The organism is Bartonella sp. W8167 (assembly GCF_016100335.1).
GTDB lineage: Bacteria > Pseudomonadota > Alphaproteobacteria > Rhizobiales > Rhizobiaceae > Bartonella > Bartonella apis.
The window spans coordinates 343,310-361,783 of record NZ_JACFSQ010000001.1; the positions used below are offsets into that span (position 1 = coordinate 343,310).

13 protein-coding genes are annotated in these 18,474 nt (G+C 44.1%); 9 read left to right on the forward strand and 4 right to left on the reverse strand.

Going from position 1 to position 18,474, the window contains the following annotated elements; translation table 11 throughout:
- Nucleotides 1–265 precede the first annotated feature (265 nt).
- Nucleotides 266–466, reverse strand: coding sequence for a hypothetical protein (locus tag H3V12_RS01265; protein ID WP_075916660.1), 201 nt, complete (start codon nucleotides 464–466; stop codon nucleotides 266–268).
- 116 nt (nucleotides 467–582) lie between these two features.
- Here H3V12_RS01265 and H3V12_RS01270 point away from each other — a divergent pair, with 116 nt between their 5' ends.
- Entirely contained in the window at nucleotides 583–2,025 is a 1,443-nt protein-coding gene (locus tag H3V12_RS01270) for an NAD-dependent succinate-semialdehyde dehydrogenase (RefSeq protein WP_198212238.1), read from the forward strand.
- Nucleotides 2,026–2,146: 121 nt separating this feature from the next.
- Nucleotides 2,147–3,301: an iron-containing alcohol dehydrogenase gene (locus tag H3V12_RS01275; RefSeq protein WP_198212240.1), complete on the forward strand. Its 1,155-nt coding sequence runs from the start codon at nucleotides 2,147–2,149 to the stop codon at nucleotides 3,299–3,301.
- Nucleotides 3,302–3,980: 679 nt separating this feature from the next.
- Here the strand turns inward: H3V12_RS01275 and H3V12_RS01280 are convergent.
- Nucleotides 3,981–5,303 (reverse strand): MFS transporter, encoded by a 1,323-nt coding sequence (locus H3V12_RS01280; protein ID WP_198212242.1) that lies wholly within the window; start codon nucleotides 5,301–5,303, stop codon nucleotides 3,981–3,983.
- 808 nt (nucleotides 5,304–6,111) lie between these two features.
- Nucleotides 6,112–6,879, reverse strand: coding sequence for an energy transducer TonB (locus tag H3V12_RS01285; RefSeq protein ID WP_198212244.1), 768 nt, complete (start codon nucleotides 6,877–6,879; stop codon nucleotides 6,112–6,114).
- Between the two features lie 117 nt (nucleotides 6,880–6,996).
- Here H3V12_RS01285 and H3V12_RS01290 point away from each other — a divergent pair, with 117 nt between their 5' ends.
- On the forward strand, nucleotides 6,997–7,407 hold the full coding sequence (locus H3V12_RS01290) for a hypothetical protein (RefSeq protein ID WP_198212246.1): 411 nt from the start codon (nucleotides 6,997–6,999) through the stop codon (nucleotides 7,405–7,407).
- A gap of 204 nt (nucleotides 7,408–7,611) precedes the next feature.
- On the opposite strand, the gene H3V12_RS01295 is transcribed toward H3V12_RS01290, so the two are convergent.
- Nucleotides 7,612–8,562, reverse strand: coding sequence for a VOC family protein (locus H3V12_RS01295; RefSeq protein WP_198212248.1), 951 nt, complete (start codon nucleotides 8,560–8,562; stop codon nucleotides 7,612–7,614).
- Between the two features lie 780 nt (nucleotides 8,563–9,342).
- Between H3V12_RS01295 and H3V12_RS01300 the strand changes: the two genes are divergently transcribed.
- The 6 genes from H3V12_RS01300 to H3V12_RS01325 all read left to right on the forward strand — a co-directional run bounded on the left by H3V12_RS01300 (nucleotide 9,343) and on the right by H3V12_RS01325 (nucleotide 17,910).
- The gene (locus tag H3V12_RS01300; protein WP_198212249.1) at nucleotides 9,343–10,971 is read left to right on the forward strand and encodes a TIGR04028 family ABC transporter substrate-binding protein; all 1,629 of its coding nucleotides are present in this window, start codon (nucleotides 9,343–9,345) and stop codon (nucleotides 10,969–10,971) included.
- A gap of 267 nt (nucleotides 10,972–11,238) precedes the next feature.
- A complete protein-coding gene (locus H3V12_RS01305) occupies nucleotides 11,239–12,180 on the forward strand; it encodes an ABC transporter permease (RefSeq protein ID WP_198212252.1) in 942 nt (313 codons plus the stop codon).
- Complete coding sequence (locus tag H3V12_RS01310) at nucleotides 12,181–13,038, forward strand: ABC transporter permease (RefSeq protein ID WP_198212254.1); 858 nt, start codon at nucleotides 12,181–12,183, stop codon at nucleotides 13,036–13,038.
- Between the two features lie 2 nt (nucleotides 13,039–13,040).
- Nucleotides 13,041–14,657 carry an ABC transporter ATP-binding protein gene (locus tag H3V12_RS01315; RefSeq protein ID WP_198212255.1) on the forward strand — a complete coding sequence of 539 codons (1,617 nt, stop codon included), beginning with the start codon at nucleotides 13,041–13,043 and terminating at the stop codon, nucleotides 14,655–14,657.
- Nucleotides 14,658–15,650: 993 nt separating this feature from the next.
- On the forward strand, nucleotides 15,651–16,226 hold the full coding sequence (sodC, locus tag H3V12_RS01320) for a superoxide dismutase [Cu-Zn] SodC (RefSeq protein WP_281432013.1): 576 nt from the start codon (nucleotides 15,651–15,653) through the stop codon (nucleotides 16,224–16,226).
- 631 nt (nucleotides 16,227–16,857) lie between these two features.
- Nucleotides 16,858–17,910, forward strand: coding sequence for a S24 family peptidase (locus H3V12_RS01325; RefSeq protein WP_246787461.1), 1,053 nt, complete (start codon nucleotides 16,858–16,860; stop codon nucleotides 17,908–17,910).
- The last annotated feature ends 564 nt before the right edge of the window (nucleotides 17,911–18,474 follow it).

Below are 18,474 nucleotides of genomic sequence, written 5' to 3' on the forward strand. Positions count from 1 at the left end.
TAGTTCTACTGGTCTTTACATCCTCTTTACAAGGTCGTCATTTTATTTATTCGGCCGTTATATGAAGACAAGTGGAAACTGAAGCTATAATATTTGGAGTTCAAAATAAATCGACAAATACATTCACGTTATCGTTATTCCTTTCATAAGTTCAATGATTGGGCAATAGGAATGAGCGGCGTTGAAATGGGGAGGAGGTACGGTTAAACAATATTTGTTTCAGACATGCGTGTTAATGGTTACAATGTTTTTTGAGAACAGTTTCTCATTCAGCCCGAAATAGTCCGGTTGGAGTGTAAAAAATGCGGGATAGATCAAATCCCGTTAGAGGAGCGCGGGTGATATCCGGACGGGCCGTCGGAAGAAAAGCTATCGGTTGAAAATCATCCGGAGCAGGTGGCGCAGGTTTTTTATACGCCAGAGTGATGAAAGATATGATTACCCGAACAATCTGTTGAACAGTCATGTCCTTGCCCTTGGACAAAAATACTCATACCATCAATTATGATAATGCGATTGTTTTCTTTCAAACCTTGTTGAACGGGAAAATCGCAATAGATGGGGGTAAGGAGGAATATCAAGATGAAACTTTCAGATAAAAGCCTTTTGAAAGACAAATGCCTGATTAATGGACAATGGCTTTCGGCAAAAAACAATGAAACGATTTCTGTTACCAATCCGGCAGATGGCGAGGTTGTCGGAAATGTCCCTTCGCTTTCAGCTAATGAAGTCGAAACGGCTATAGAGGCGTCGAATGCAGCATTTCAACAATGGAGAAAGCTGACAGCAGCGGATCGTTCGAAAATTTTGCGCAAGTGGTTTGACCTGATGATTGCCAATGCCGATGATCTTGCAATGATTATGACAAGCGAGCAGGGTAAACCGTTGAAAGAAGCAAAGGGTGAAATCCTTTATGCTGCCTCGTTTGTCGAATGGTTTGCCGAGGAAGCCAAGCGGACTTATGGTGATACCATTCCTTCCCCGCAAGCCAAACAACGCATCACGGTTATCAAACAGCCTGTTGGTGTAACGGCTGCCATCACACCATGGAATTTTCCTGCTGCAATGATCACGCGTAAAGCTGCGCCTGCACTTGCCGCAGGTTGCACCATGATCGTGCGTCCGGCAAGTCTGACACCGCTTACCGCACTTGCCTTGGGCGAGCTTGCAAATCGTGCAGGCATTCCTGCCGGCGTTTTGCAAATTATTACCGGTAAATCATCTACAATCGGAAAAGTGCTGACAGACAGCAATATTGTTCGAAAATTATCCTTTACCGGCTCGACCGAAGTCGGGCGGACGCTGATGGCCGAATGTGCGCCGACAATCAAGCGAATTTCGCTTGAACTCGGTGGTAATGCGCCTTTCATTGTCTTTGATGATGCAGATCTTGATGAAGCGGTTAAAGGAGCAATTGCTTGCAAATATCGCAATGCCGGTCAAACCTGTGTTTGCGCCAACCGTCTTCTGGTTCAGGAAGGTATTTATGACGCATTCACAAAGAAACTCGAACAGGCGGTCAAGGCTTTGAAAATTGGCGATGGACGCAAAGCTGATACGGATATCGGACCGATGATCGAAGAAAGTGCACTGAAAAAAGTCGAAGATCATATTGCCGACGCTGTCAAAAAAGGTGGCAAGCTTGTTTGCGGCGGAAAGAGGCTTGGTGGGCTGTTTATGGAACCGGCCATTGTTACCGGCGTCACGCAGGATATGCGCTTTGCGCATGAGGAAACCTTCGGGCCGGTTGCACCTTTATTCAAGTTCAAAACCGAAGAAGAAGCAATTCGTATGGCTAATGATACAATTTTCGGCCTTGCAGCCTATTTTTACACACGCGATTTCAGCCGTGGTGTCAGAGTAAGCGAAGCGCTTGAATATGGTATGGTCGGCCATAATACTGGATTGATTTCCAATGAGGTTGCGCCGTTTGGCGGCGTCAAACAATCCGGCCTCGGGCGGGAAGGTTCAAAATACGGAATAGAAGAATATATGGAAGTCAAGTATATTTGCAGTGCCCTTTGAGGACTATCGGTTTAATCCGTAATGGGCTTCAAGTTCTTGAAAAAGAGCCACATGTCAACTCTTGTGGCTCTTTTTAAAGGGCAAGTTGCAGAGCCATTCGGGAATGGGTGAGGAGGAAGAAATGCAAGAGTTCAGTTTCAATGCGGTGCCTTCGCTGACTGTCGAATGGGGCGGTGCACAACGTTTGGGAGAATTTGTCGAACGCCATTATCAAGAGCGCAAAGCTCTTATCGTCACTGATAGCAGTCTTCATCAATCGGGCGTTCTGGAACAACCGAAATTGTCTTTGGAACAGGCAGGATTCAAAGTTGCTGTGTTTGACAAAGTTGTTGCCGATCCGCCGGAAAATATTGTGCTTGAATGCGTTGAAAAAGCAAAAGCGGCAGGCATTGACATTGTTATCGGCTTTGGTGGTGGCTCCTCTATGGATGTTGCCAAACTTTCAGCGGTACTTATCTGTTCCGATCAAAAATTGCAGGATCTTTACGGCATCGGAAAAGTTAAGGGCAAGCGTCTGCCTTTAATCCAGATACCAACAACAGCCGGTACCGGTTCGGAATCGACCAATATTACGATTTTGACCACAGGCGAAACAACCAAAATGGGTGTTGTTGCCAATAAGCTTTATGCCGATCGTGTTCTTCTTGATGGTGAGCTTACGATCGGTTTGCCAAAACTTCAAACAGCAGCAACCGGTATTGATGCAATGGTTCATGCTATTGAAGCCTATACCGGAAAATTGAAGAAGAATCCGCTTTCCGATGCTTTCGCCCGTGAAGCCTTAAGATTGTTGTCGGCAAATATTGTAACGGCTTGCAATAATGGACATGACAAGGAAGCGCGGCAGGCGATGTTGCTTGGCGCAAATCTGGCAGGTCAGGCTTTTGCAAATTCGCCGGTTGGTGCAGTTCATGCTTTGGCTTATCCTTTGGGCGGTCATTATCATTTGCCACATGGTCTTACCAATGCGCTTATGCTCGGGCCGGTTTTAAGGTTCAATATGAAAGCAGCGGCTCATCTTTATGCCGAACTGGGTGATGTTGTCGGGACGCACACAAAAGGCACCGAGATAGAGCGTTCAAAAGCCTTTGTCGAGTTTATGGAAAAATTGATGAGGGAAACCGGCGCACCACGCCATTTGAAGGAAGTGGGTGTTACCGATAACAGTTTGGCATTGCTTGCAAGCGATGCGATGAAGCAGACAAGGTTGCTCGTTAACAATCCTGTGGAAATCACCGAAGCGGAAGCTCTCGAACTTTATCGGCAAGCTTTCTGATAAAAGCTTTCTCTCCTGTTGATGTGAAAACAGTCTTATAAACCGCTAAAAAACGGGTTATGAGATTTTTTGCACCTTAAACAGCGGATGATTAGTAGCTTGCCGTTTTTTGCTGAATTCCACGTGTCGAAAATATTTTCGCGATCAGACGGCCAATTGCATCACTTGGCGAGGGATTATTTTGTTTCGAGCTTTAGATAGCAGTTTGATTTTCTTTCATTCATGACAACAGTTTTTATCGTTTATTGGACGGTCAAACCGATAAAATTGTCGACGATCTAAAAGCCTTTTTGCCATTACGGCTTCAAGGAGAAGAACAAGAAGGCGCAAAACAACAAGGATGAGGGGCGTTCATAAACGCCATGGAGATTAAGGTTCACACAAAGCGTGTGGCAAGACGGGCAAGCTTGACGGGAAAAATGGGCTGGTAAATCGGGCTAAGGATTTTGTCACCGGATCCAAGATAATGAACAGGGTTGTGTAACGCAAAAAGAATGTGGGTGAGGAGGGTAAACGCAGAAGACCTGCTGACCTCTTTCGCCGGAGCACTTGAAGTAAATTTTTGAGGGAAAGAAAACGGGCAAACAAGCGGGGATGTTTTTACCCGCCTTTTTTGTTGTGATGCCCGTTATCCTGAATTCGATTTAGAAAAATCTGCTATTTTTATCCGTTTCTTAATCTACCGACTGATTGACTCCAATGTGCGACCACGCGTTTCTTCTCCTAGCACAATAATAATGATAGCGACCGCAAGAAGCACACCGGTAAACATAATAAACACGCTGGAAAAAGCGGTTGCACCGGCTGTCATCATTTGCGTGACGACCATCGGGGCAACAATGCCGCCAACCCGTCCGATAGCGGAAGCCCAACCGGAACCGAACGCACGAATATTGGCCGGATATTGCTCGGGCGTATAGGAATAAAGAACGCCCCATGCACCGAGATTGAAAAATGACAACAAACATCCCCACAAGATGATGAGGCCATCCGATGACGCCTGACCAAAAAAGTAAGCGCATATGGCACAAGCAGCAATGAAGCCCGATAGGGTTGCTTTGCGTCCCAGCTTTTCAATCAACCAGGCTGCAGCCATGTAACCGGGAAGCTGTGCCAGAATAAGGATCAAAGTATATTTTGATGATTTGACAATGCTGAAGCCGTGTTGTTCCAACAGGCTCGGAAGCCATGTGAAAATGCCGTAATAGGAATAGACAATGCCGAACCATATGAGCCATAGCATGATTGTGCGTCTGGCAAGACCGCTAGACCATAATTGAGTAAAAGATACGTTGTGCTTTTCGGCAACGGGGGCAACTTCAATTTTTTCTACGACCGGAATGCCTGCCTCTTTTTCAAGGTGGCACACGATTTTATGCGCCTCTTCGATACGCCCGCGATTGATGAGGTAGGGGATAGATTCCGGAATTTTGCGCCAGATATAGAACACATAGAGCGCTGGAATGCCGCAGAGAATGAACGCTATTTGCCAGCCATAAGCCGGAATGACAAAAAATGCGACCAACGCGGCAAGCAACCAGCCCAGTCCCCAGAAGCTTTCCAACAAAACGATGAAACGCCCGCGTACGCGCGCCGGTACATATTCACTGACGAGACTGACAGCGACCGGCAATTGACCACCGAGACCGAAGCCGACAACAAATCGGAAAACCAACAGCCATGTCAAATCCGGCGCCAAACCACAAAGGGCAGTTGCTATACTGTAGACGACCAATGTCGTGGCAAAAACTGTTTTACGACCAATCCTGTCTGCAATTCCACCGGCTAAAACAGCGCCGATTGCCATTCCTACAAAACCGATACTGACGATCCAAGCCTTTTCCGGAGCTGTCAGCTGCCAACTTTGTGACAAACGCGGCATGATAAAAGCGATAAGGCCGGTGTCCATAGCATCAAACATCCAGCCCAAACCCGTAACCACCAATAATCGGTAGTGAAAACGTCCGAGTGGCAGACGTTGAATACGCGAAACGAGATCCATTATTCCCTCTTCCCTAAATTGAAAATCATGATGTGAGTTTTGCTTTATAAACAACTTTATATAATTATCAATTAATTTTAAATATATATGAATATAATATTTGTAAAAATATTATAAATATAAAAATTATAAAAATTATAAATTGTAAAAATAAATTATATACTCCATTTTATTCGTATTTTTATATTAATATTCTGTTTTGTACGTATGATAGGAAGAAGTGACGAAACTTCGATCAAATGATCGTATCGGCACTGATAAACCCGCTTATACCCGCAAAACAGCATAATACTTTAAATGAAAATAAGGTTTAAGAAAAGATAATTCGTGGAAAATACCACAGCCAAAATGTAGAAATGAACAAGAAAAGGAAAACTTCGGGAAGGTGATACTGAGTGACGCAATCCAGTTATTCCAGAATTGAAATATATATATTAAAATTTTATAAAATATAATTTAAGTAAAATTTCTATAATAATAATTTTGATTAATTTATTATAACAAAAAATATAATAATATGTATTTTTATTATTACAATAATGATAAATAATTAATATTTTTGTAATTTGTTCGCTACGTTTTTAATTAGGTGAAAAACTAAAATAAAAGGTGTTCCCGACAAATATAGGAGGCTTCAAAGAGCGGGAGGAACAATCAATTATTCGGGAAGAGTAGAACTACCGAATAACAGAACTCACAACTCAAACAAAAATTTGCAACGTTAGTGAGATATTGGTGGAACGCAAAAGATGCGTTTCAAGCTTGGCCAAATAATTTGGTTGACACTTGAAATTGTGTGGGCGCCGTTCTAGCGAACCTCGACAGGCACGGTGAGTGAGCTATTCCAACCCTCCGGAGGTGTCGGAATAGGGCTTGATTTTTTGACGATTTGCAAAGCCAGATCATCGATAGCGTGATCACCGGAAGAGCGTGACGTGCGGGCGCTGGTAATGTTGCCTTTCTGGTCGAAACTGAAAGTAACATATGATGTCGAACGATTGGATGTGGACGGTTTTTTCGAACGCGAAGCAATGAGCGCGATACGACGTTGTACCTTGTTCTGCCATGAGGAAACGAGCCGCCCGTTACCACCGAATACGCGATTGGTTGTGGGCGCTGCATAGGTTGGCCCCTTCTTTGCAACAATTTCAGGCCCCGAGGCCTTTTGCGAAATGTCGGCCTTTTTAACGTCTTTTTTGGGCTCGACTTTACGCGCTTCAACTTTAGGCTTTTTGACTTCTTTCTTTGGCTCCGGCTTTTTTACCTCTTCTATCATTTCGGATTTTTGTGGTTCGGGTTCGGGCTTTGCCTCTTCTTCTTTCGGCTTTACCTTTTCCTCTTCCTTCTCCTGAACCGTTTCTTCTTTAATGACTTCGGAAACATTTTCCGTTTCGGGTGCCATCGGCTCTTCGGCAAATTCAAGCATGATTGCCTCTTGCCCACCTCTTACAACATTAGGATCTCCGCGCATGGCACTCGCCCAAAAGCCCAAACCTGTATAGACAGAAAGGACAAGGATAGTAGCTCCCACCCAAAGTGGAAGATTATTCGGTTCATATGTCTCTAAATTCGTCATTTATACGCTGCACCCGAAAGCTCGCAAGTCTGATAGCCGAAGCCAAAATCCTTTACAACCAACAGTATTTTTTCATAAATCCTGTTTTTCATGGTCTTATTGTTTTTCCATGGTTGAATGACAGAACTTCCTGATTTTGCCCCGTTTGATTGCTTTGCAACAATTCAACAGACTAAGCCAAGTAACGCTTCAAAGCTCGTTGTCATCAATGCGCAATCCATCATCTCTTTTCATCCAGCGCATCTCACAAAATTTTCCACATCGCTTAAGCTAACAAGCCACTTGCTGCCCGTCGCAATGCAATTTTTACTCTTTAATCATCTGGATGAAGTGAAGTCACCGTCATTCCTTCTGGTTCCATTTTCCCGTTTGTGGATGGTCAAAAAGCCAAGCTTTCAGGAAAAACAAAAATACATGATATTTTTAATCAACTTAAATATTTTGCCTCCCTTGTCAAGTGACTTTGTCGTTTGCTTTTACGTTTTGGAAGTGAATAAGCTTGTGATTGATAAATGTTTGAGGGGCTGAACGAGACACCATTTATAATCTGAGGAAAGGGTCTTCTTCCGAGATAGACTTTATAAAGCAGGCCGCTTATCACAAAATAGGCGGCCACTATCATAGCATATGTTTTATTCGGCCACGTGCTTCATAAGCTTGTGGAAAAGAGCTGCAGTTTTGCAGCTCGTAAACTCCGATAAATTTTGAAATGCCTATCAGCAGGATTTAATTTCATTGTACTTTTTCAAAAAATTCCAGCACCGTACGGGTTGCGTATTCGGGAGCGATGACAATGTGTTTTTTGTTTATCTCGTTGAATGGAATTGCATTTAATTCAAGTGCACGCTTTGTCTTACCAAGATCGTTTACGTAAATAGCAAGACCGGCATAAGCATTGCGAGCGATTTTTTCGATAACAAAGAACGGGAAATGGTGTTGATAACTTTCCTCTGACAGTATGCGGATGTCGGCCGAATTTTTTCCGGTTGTAACAACGACACTATCATCTTCCTGTTTGACCTTTCCGTCTTTGAAAAGACGTGCATAACGTTCTCCGGCCTCTTCCGGTGAAGATGACAATAAAGTTATAGCCTTAAGGCCGATGGCGCCGTTTTTGTGTATCATTAATTCGGGCTGCCAAACCATATCGCGGCTTTTGTGTTCACACATGAATACCTGTCCATTCGGCACTTCGCTTTTATTAAAAGCGACTGTGGAAAACGCAGCAATACCTGTTTTCCCATCAGGTAACTCTACCGGTCTGGAAAAATTTTGCACCTCGGTTATGTCAAAACCTAATTCGGCAAGGCTTTCTTTCGTTGCAAGTGCGCTGCCGATACGTCCAGCAATAGCATAAAGGCCTTCGCCATATGTTTCGAGGTTATGTTTTTTGTCGCGATTGGCTGGCGTTTCTTCTACAATGCCTAAAAGTTCAAAGTAATCGTCGGGAAATACAACCGTATAATTGGCTGTGCCTTGTTCTTTGCTATGAAGCCCGCGAGGTGAAAGGGTAAAACCCAGCCGGCGAAAGCAATCAGCGCTTTTTTCAAGATTTTTTGCCAATATGAAAACGTGGTCTATCCCTTTAACCGGATGATGATTGGCTGCAGATGATGATCCATCGGCCGGCGTTGAGATGTCATCCGGTTTTACAGCTTTTGACGATTTTTGTGAGTGAGGCATTATTTCATCCTGATTTTCCGTTTTTTTCGAAACTATCACGGAAAATTCAATGCAAACGAGCCAATTTAATGCCGAATTGCCCGAGTTTTTGGATAAAATTTCCTTAGCGTTGCCGGTTTTTTAAAAATCTATATCCGGAAAATGTCGAGCTTCTTCCCTAACTCCAGTGCGACAAAGTAGCAAAATTCTTGAAAGGCATGCGTCCTCGGCTCTCAGAAAACAATTCTGGAATCAAATCTGAAAATCTGGTTCCAACATCGATTAACGTGACAGGTATTCAAGTGTTTGAAAGGGAGCATTGGCGCTCGTCATAGCGCAGCGTGTGTTGTCATTATAATATGCACTTTATCAAGATTATCCGCTTCTTTTTATCGTTAACGCTCAATCCTGTCCGCGAAGATTCGATCAAACAATACTGAACGCATCCTTCCGTTTTGTCGCAAACAAACCGGCGGAAGTTTTAATGCAAAGAGCTTAAGAAATATGTTTTTCAATTTTTCATTAAGAACAAATTCCACGAGTATTAATTTCCAATCATTCAAATGGATAAAGAATAATTTTTTAACTTTTTGAAAAGTTCAAAAGTGGCATCCGTTCAAAAATTCAACCGTGGCTTTATTCTTGTGAGCCAATAAATGTTCAAACGGTTCAGGTGTATTGTGAGAGATAAGTGTGAAATTATCTTGAACAACAAGATGTAAGGTCACTTGGGCGGAGTTGAAAGAAAAAGAGAGAGTGAAAATTTAAAAAGGGCGCAACAAACCGAAGGACTGCACCAAAATGAAAAATTTGATAAAAAAATTGCTTATTGCTTCATCTGTTGTTTCTGTCCTTTCCGTCGGCATGTCGGCGCTTAGGGCAGAAGAACCGGTAGAAGGTGGAACATTGATTTATCTGGACAAGCAGGTGCATACCAATCTTTATTCGCCTCTTGCCGGTACCTATACAAATGGCGGCATTCTCAATCAGATTACCGACCGTCTGACTTATCAAAATCCACAAACGCTTGAAATCGAACCATGGCTTGCCACGTCATGGTCGTTTAATGAAGACAAAACCGTTTATGAATTTAAATTGCGGCAAGGTGTAACCTTTTCTGATGGTACCCCGCTTGATGCAGCAATTGTTGCCAAAAACTTCGATGCTTATGGCCTTGGCAATAAAGATTTGCACCAACCGGTTTCGGAAGTGGTGAACAATTATGACCATAGTGAAGTTGTTGATCCTTTGACTGTGCGTTTTTATTTCAAACGCCCATCACCGGGATTTTTGCAGGCAACCTCGACGATCAATTCAGGAATTGTTTCACCAAAAACATTGGCACTTTCCTTTGATGCGATGGGAAATGCAACGAAAATCATCGGCACAGGACCATTTTATGTCGAAAGTGAAACGCTAGGCAAAGAGATCATCCTGAAGGTTCGCAAGGATTATAACTGGGCACCGGAAAAATCGCCCCATCAGGGACGCGCTTATCTTGACGAGTTGAAATATTTGACTGTTCCGGAAGACAGCGTGCGCATTGGCGCTTTGATTGCCGGACAAGCCAATTTTATCAGGCAGTTGCAAGCCTATGACGAAGAGCGTGTGAAAAAGTCGGGAAATATTGTCTATTCGGTTGGCACGCGCGGCATCAACAATTCAATTATGTTTCGCCCCGATAATGAACTTGTAGCCGATTTGAAAGTAAGACAGGCACTGCGGTTCGCCACCAACAGGCCGGAAATTCTCAAAACGCTTTATTCTTCAAATTATCCGTTGGCCACATCTATTATGGCACATAATGCGTTCGGTTATTCAGATCAAAGTGCAAAACTTCAATTCGATCAGGCAAAAGCCGAGGCGCTTCTTGATGAAGCCGGTTTCAAAAAAGGGCCGGATGGAATTCGTGAAAGAAACGGGAAGAAGCTTGTTCTTGCAGCTTATGAAGCCGTCCAGCAGCCACAAAGCAAAGCTATGTTGCAACTGATTGCCCAACAGTGGAAGCGAGTCGGCGTTATTTTGAACGTCAAAGCTTATGACGGCACCAATGCGGTGATTGACAATCTTGATCCGCAAAAAACACCGGTTATGCCGCATATGGTCGGGCGGGCCGACCCTGATGTTTTAAAAAGCCTGTTTTATCCTAAAAATCGCGACGCGCTCTTACAAAAAGGTGGTTTGAGTGACAAAGTGGTTAGCTTTGTTGATAACAATCTGAACAAACAGCTGGAAGATATTTCGGCAGAAACCGATCCTGTCAAACGCAATGAGGATGTAATTGCTGCAACCGATTATATTCTCGATCAGGCCTATGCCATTCCGATTTTTGAAGAACCACAGGTCTATGGCGGCTCGGTTAAAGTCAAAGGGGTCGGCTTTGAATCTGTTGGTCGCCCGAGTTTTTATAATAGCTGGATAGAAAAATAACATTACCCACGCCTCAAGCCCCCGCTTTGAAAAACCCATAAAAACTGTTTTGAAGCGGGTGGCAAATTTAAAAGCGGCTTGTTGAAAAAGGTGGTTTTAAAGTCGGCCATCCCAAAAACAAAAGTGCAGGCAATGTGTTTGAAGCTATCTATCGGTTCTCATTTAAAGGTTCAGTGCGTTTTATCCGGCTTCCGTTTTAACGCGTCTCTCGTCGAAAAATCCAAGACCGGATGAGAGGACGAGACCAGAAAACCAAGAAGGTTTATAATGCTAAAAATCGGTTTCTATCGTCTTTTACAAGCCATTATAGTGCTCTGGGCGGCTTTTACTGCGACTTTCATTTTGTTGCAAATTCTTCCCGGTGACGCAATTTTAATCAAGTTCCTCAATCCGGAATACGGGTTGAACGCCAGTGAAATTGCTAATTTGCGCACCAATTACGGCATTGATGAACCTAAAATTATTCAATATTTCAAAACGATAGGTAATTTTTTACACGGAGATTTCGGCTATTCGGTGCAGGCTGGCGTTCCGGTTTCCGATCTCATTGTAACAAATTTGCCAGCGACTTTGAAACTTGCCGGTTCGGGATTTCTAGCCGCGTTGATACTGGCTTTTCTCATTGCTCTCTTGTTCAGTTTTTCTCCATTCCAGTGGCTGCGCAACGTATTTTTCAACTTGCCCGGTCTTTTTCTCGCAATCCCTCTCTTCTGGCTCGGTATCGTGTTTGTTCAAATATTCTCTTTCTATCTGGGGTGGATTTCGGTCATTGTTCCCGGTCCCATAGAAGCAATGATTTTGCCGGTTGCTGCTTTAGCCATTCCGATTTCTGCTCCAATTACACAAATTTTGATGCGTTCTCTTGATGAAATCGAATTAAGCCCGTTCATAATGGTATTGAAATCGAAAGGGGTTTCCCGTCTTCGTATTCTTGTTTGCCATTGTTTGCGCAATTGTGCGCTGCCGGTTTTGACAATTGCGGGACTGCTTTTTGGCGAATTGATAAGTGGTGCAGTGGTAACTGAAACGGTCTTCGGTTTGAACGGCATCGGCAAAATAACCGAACAGGCCGTCCGCTCTCAGGATGTCAGCGTGCTTCAAGCCGTTGTCGTGGTCTCGTCGGCTGCTTTTGTATTTATCAATCTCGTCATCGACCTGTTTTTTCCGTTGATTGACCCGCGGCTTAAACAAAAAAGCTGGAGGCGATAAATGAGTAAAAGTAACTTGGTTGACATTCTAAATTATTCTCAAAACAAAAAATTTTGGACGATCAAACGGAAAGACCCCGGTCTTTTCATTGCTATTGCCGTTCTCGTTGTCGCATTTCTGTTCGTCATTATGCCGTCTCTATTTACCTCTTATAGTCCGGTTGACGAAGTGGGCGAGCATTTGAGTGCGCCTGATTTTGCCCATATCTTTGGCACGGATGAATTGGGGCGCGATCTTTACGCGCGTGTTGTTTACGGTGCCGTCCATTCATTGAGCGGGGCTTTGGCTGCGGTTGTCTTCGGCTTCGTTTTGGGCGGTTTTCTGGGACTGGTTTCGGGAAGTATCGGCGGCCTTATCGACACAATTATCATGCGCATTGTCGACGTACTTTTATCCATTCCCTCACTCCTTTTGTCATTAAGCGTAATAACTCTAATGGGGTTCGGGAGTTTACAGGTTGCAGTAGCTGTCGGCGTTACCTCTGTTGCAGGTTTTTCAAGGCTTATGCGGGCAGAAGTGGCACGTATCAAAAGTCTTGATTATATAGAGGCAGCCTATGGTTCAGGTGCGACATTTTTTGCTGTTATACGGCGTCATATCCTGCCCAATGCACTTTATACGGTTATGAGCTATGCAGCATTGCAATTCGGTCATGCTTTGTTGCAAATTGCCACGCTGGGGTTTCTCGGGTTTGGTGTCCAGCCGCCAACACCCGAATGGGGGCTCATTATCGCCGAAGGGCGCAATTATATTGCAACTGGTTGGTGGTTAACGACAATTCCGGGACTGATCACAATTGCCGTGGTCCTGAGTTTCAATCGCATCAGCCGCTTGTTCGGCGCGAAGGGCAGGTGGTGAAAATGTCGCTTCTTGATGTTCAAAATCTTTCTGTTTCCTATTTTGATAACGGGCGTTGGAACGAGGTAACGCACAATGTTTCGTTCAGCCTCGAAAGTGGCGCGGCCTTGGCACTCGTTGGCGAATCCGGTTCCGGAAAAACCACAACGGCGCAAGCAATACTCGGACTCTTGCAAGAAAATGCACGCATTGAAAATGGCAAAATTTCTCTGAACGGCGAGGATCTCGGATGCTTTTCAAAATCCCGTCTTCAAGCTTTACGCGGGAAAGTTATGAGCCTTATTCCGCAGGATCCGTCTTCTTCGCTCGACCCGTTGATGAAGATAGGCAAGCAGATCGGCGAAATATTTCGCATTCATAAAGCTTGCCCGTCTTATCTTATAAAGTCGCGCGTGGTTGAACTTTTAAGCGAAGTCGGGCTTGATGAACCGGAACGGCGTGCAGAACAATATCCGCATGAATTGTCTGGTGGAATGCGGCAACGTGTTTTAATTGCTATAGCAATTGCACTAAAACCCCAACTCATTATTGCTGATGAACCCACTTCGGCACTTGATGTCACAGTGCAGAAACGTATTCTCGACCTTATCGATGATATCCGTGTCAATTCCGGTGCATCGCTTCTCATCGTCACGCACGATCTTGGCGTGGCATCCGACCGGGCTGATAAAATTGTTGTTATGAAAAGTGGCCGTGTTGAAGAAGCAGGTGAAAGCCAGATTGTCCTGTCATCGCCGAAAGCCGATTACACAAAAAAGCTGGTCGCCAATGACCCATCTTTGACGCTTGTTCCGGCACATTCTAAAAAAACAAACAATGACAAAACCATCGTCGAAGTTAAAAACCTTGTAATCGAATATCCGGGTAAACAATCATTCCGCGCAGTGGAAAATTTATCTTTCAGCGTAAAACGCGGCACGACACACGCAATTGTTGGCGAATCCGGTTCGGGAAAAACCAGCACAATTCGCGCGCTTTGTGGCTTTATCAAACCGGCAAGCGGGACGATTACAATTGACGGAAGCGATATGGTTCATCTCAAAGGTGAGGAACTGCGCCATTTCCGCCGCCGTATCCAGCTTGTCTCGCAAAACCCGTTCGGCTCGCTTGACCCCCATTACACGATTGGCAAAATTATCGAAGAACCTTTGCTGAACTATCCCCATGAGGATAAGTCGAAGAGGCGCGCCCGCGTTATGGAGCTTCTTGATCAGGTGGAATTGCCAAAAAGCGTATTTGACAGACTACCAAGGGGGCTTTCCGGCGGGCAACGCCAACGTGTGTCCATTGCCCGTGCGTTGGTTCTTAATCCCGATATTGTCGTTCTTGATGAAGCAGTGTCTGCATTGGATGTCACCGTGCAAGCACAAATATTGTCGCTTCTCGACCGGTTGCAGCGGGAACATACATTGACTTATGTTTTTGTCAGTCACGATTTGTCGGTTGTTCGCCAGATATCCGACAGCGTGACAGTGCTACAACATGGCCGCGAGATTGAAGGTGGTGATGTGGAAGAGATATTTGTGCGCCCCCGCGACCCCTATACGAGAGATCTGATTGCCGCAATTCCGGGCAAGAAAAATGCGCTCCATCAATCTCTTCTCGCGGCACAATTATAATCGGCTTTTTGATGCAGATACTCATCGCCGCATTTAATGACAAATGAATGGCTTTCAGATCAACAACCGAAAAGCTTTTTTCTGAAATAAAAGCCGGCGTTGAAAAAAACCGCTGTCCTGCCGGAGAGGTATGCGGGCTTTCAATCCGGTTATTTTCATCCCGTCGCCAAAAACTTTATCTTTATCAAATAAGCTTTTAAACAAATCGCTTTCACGCGCATTCCCCGTTTTTATTTAGCAGTCGGTTGAATGAAAATCAGTCGGTCGGGGTAGGGGGAAATTTTTGAAAAATGGGGTAGGGGGCGCCGGATTAAATGAGAAGATTAAGTGCTGCATCCGGTCTTTCGGTTTTAAGAGTAGGTTCGTCGTAAAATCATGAAGGTACAACACAAACGCGAAACATCATCTTTCTTCAGAGAGTTTCAGGCGATTTAACAATCGGCAAAATTCTTGGAAACAAATTTTCCGGTTCGCAAAAAATGTCTTGAGCCTCACACAAAGGAAAAGCGGATTAATGGGAATTCTCCTTTGTTATCCATCTAAGAGGCAAGATTTATGAAAATGATTCAAGCGAATTAACTAACTGTTTGAAATAAATAAAGTTTTATAAAAATACGACAGTTAAAATGTAACGTAGAAAGCTAACAATACCGGAATAAAATAGTAGGTTTCGAAAGTTTTTGACAAAAAAATTGCCTGATCGACTACGTTTTCAGGCTCATGTTTTAATATGAAATCCAAAACTTTTGTTGAAAATATCGCAGTTGTGACTGTATGCCATTTGAAATGAATAGCGTTAAGCGTTATAAAACAGATGTCAGATTACGTTGTTCGCTAGACGTATAATTCGTATGATGATGGAAAGTAATATAGCTAAAACGTTGTGTAAGCTTGCGCTGGGGGTGTTAGTGCGCGAACCCTTTGCGGCGTTGAAGATATTTTACATTTTTTTCTCTGCCTTCGGGTGTTTTAGTCGTGTAAGGAAATTTTTCAATGAAAAGATGTATGTCTGTCTTGGCTCTGTCATTGCCACTGACAGCTTTCGCGCTATCGACGGCTGCTTTTGCTGCAAGTAGCGAAAAGGCTTCCCCCCAAGAACCGCAATCTTTATCGGTCGAGATTTACAGAGCCACAGAAAACGGGCTTGGTCATCAAATAGGGCAAGTCACAATTACCGAAAATCGCTATGGTCTGGTGTTTACTCCTGATCTTAAAGAATTGAAGCCGGGGCTTTACGGTTTCCACGTTCACACCAATCCGGATTGTGGACTGGGCGAGAAAGACGGCAAAGTTGTTGTTGCCGGTTTAGCCGGCGGGCATCTGGATCCCCAAAAGACCGAACATCACTCCGCACCTTGGGATGACAGCGGGCATCTTGGTGATTTGCCGCCACTTTATGTTGACGAAAAAGGCGATGCCAAATTGCCGGTTCTCGCACCAAAGTTGAAAAAACTTTCGGATGTGCGTGGGCATTCATTGATGATCCATGTCGGTCACGACAATTATGCCGATCAGCCGGAACCAATGGGTGGTGGCGGCGCCCGTTTCGCCTGTGGTGTTATCCGCTAATTTTAATTATCCAAAAGGCTCCTGATAATGGAGCCTTTTTGTTTATTCTAGGCGGCATTGTCTGATAGCAGCAGGTTTTAACAATGCGCCGCGCACGAAGTTGCTCTTTTTTCTTTCCCCCATTTTCCCACCGCTATCTTTACTGTTGTCATTGGAATAGTTGTGACTGGACAACTTGTGCCATCATCGCGCTTTTTCATGATGATTTTGAATTTTTCTGTTAAAAGGCCGGTGTACCGGAAAGCGGTTTTCGGCGCTTCTTTTATAATTTTTCTATATTTTCTTTCGCTTTGAACAGGGTAGAGAAGGCTGTTCTTCTCGTAGTTAAAATTTTTCGGCAAAGAAGCGACGTTGAAATGTGTTTTTCCGCCGTCTTTATAAACGGTTTTTTAGGAAATTTTTTACAAAAGTTTTTTAAAATTCTGTTTTTAAAGTTATGCCGTTTTGACTTTTCCTGTTCGGCCTCGAAAAGCTTAGCTGTTGCCAACGATAATCTCGTTTGGAACATATTTTGCCGCTTCCCGTTTAGATAGCAAACCTGCAATCGACGATTGCCACTCCACAAATATCCTATGTGGCGAAACAAGTTAGCGCGAAATACAACCGAGAAAGGGAAACAATGGGCGTTTTTATGGGACGTGATCTATTTTCTGCGCCCACGCAATTGCGTGAGCTACGTGAGCGCGCCGGTTTGTCATTGGAAGAATTGGCAAAAAGCCTCGGGCTACAAAGTGCCGAAGAGCTTGAGGAGTATGAAGATGAAGAAGAAGATACAATTGATTACTTTTCCATCGCACTTACAGAAAAAATGGCTCGCATTCTCATCGGCCTCGGCAAGCCAGCTATTCGTTCGGATGAAGTCTGGGCCTTGTCCATGCCGGACGCGCGCACAAGGTTACTTGCCAATCGCAAGGAAGCTTACAATGAAAGCGTGACCGTGCGTATTCCACCGGAAATAGTAACCGGCCAATTGGCGGCCAATATTATGGAATTGGCGGCTGAAAATGCGGAATCTACCGGAAAGCTGAAGGCTTCAAAAAAGCGGAATGAAAAAACGGCTAAATCTTGCCCCAAGAACCGCCGAAAAAATGGCGACAATGCCGATAGTCCGAAGAGTGACAGGAAGCCGAATGAACAACAAAAATTCAGCCAGTCGAAAGAAAATGCTATGAAAACACATTACCAACCGCTTGTTGTCGATGCGCCGTTCGAGGCTGTAAACGACAGCCGTTTCAACAATGTTGAAGACAACCTTGTAGATTTCGAACAAAACCGCATTTTGCCGGTTTATGGACAGACTGTTGCCGGTGAACATGGCGAGTTCGACCTTGACGGAAATATATTATACGAGGTTGCATGCCCACCCCAACTCAACCATGCGGTTAACGCTTATGCTTTGGAAGTATCGGGCGAAACCATGTGGCCACGGTATCAAGATGGAGAGATCGTCTATTGCGACCCGACACGCCGCGTGAAAAAAGGTGATTTTGTGGTGGCACAAGTTATTGCAGATGATCATTCGGCGGCACCGAAAGCATTTGTAAAAATGTTCTCTCACCATACAGATAAAGAACTGGTACTCGAGCAATTCAACCCGCCAAGAAAACTCGTTTTTCCACATGAGAAAGTGTTATCCGTTCACACAATTACTTTCTCGGGCACAGCCTCGGCTGAAGTCCTTTAGTAGGCTTTGCATTAAAGCGATCCGAATAATTTTTCTCTACCAACTTTTCTCTCTTCTGTTTTTCTCCTTATGTATTCATTCAGGTTTGAATGCAGAAAAACAGGAGGGGGGATTTGTATCTTTTGACGGCGCTTTGCGGGGATTTTTAAGATATTATTCTAACTTATTGAAAGGAAATATTTTTTTAGTAAACTCTTAATTGATAAAATGATTCAGGTTTTCTTATTAACTTATTGTTAACCATAGAAATTAACTGTTTCTTAAAACTTTGTTTAAGCACTGCGGCGAAAGCTCCGATATCAAGGCCTTATCAGGAAAACCGGTTAAACAGGCCGACCGAGCCTGATGAGCAGAGACAAGCCTTGTTTTTACGCCATTTGTGATCACAGATTTTTAATTTTTGGTGACAGGTTTGAGGTGGCAAAGGCTTTCTGATCTTTTGCGCACCGCATATTTTTTCGCTCAAAAGAGTTGCGATGAATGAGGTGAGAACTTCATTCATCGCTGGCCGTTTTTTAAAAGTTTGAAGACCGTACTTTTGACGCTTGCGATGTTTACGGTGTC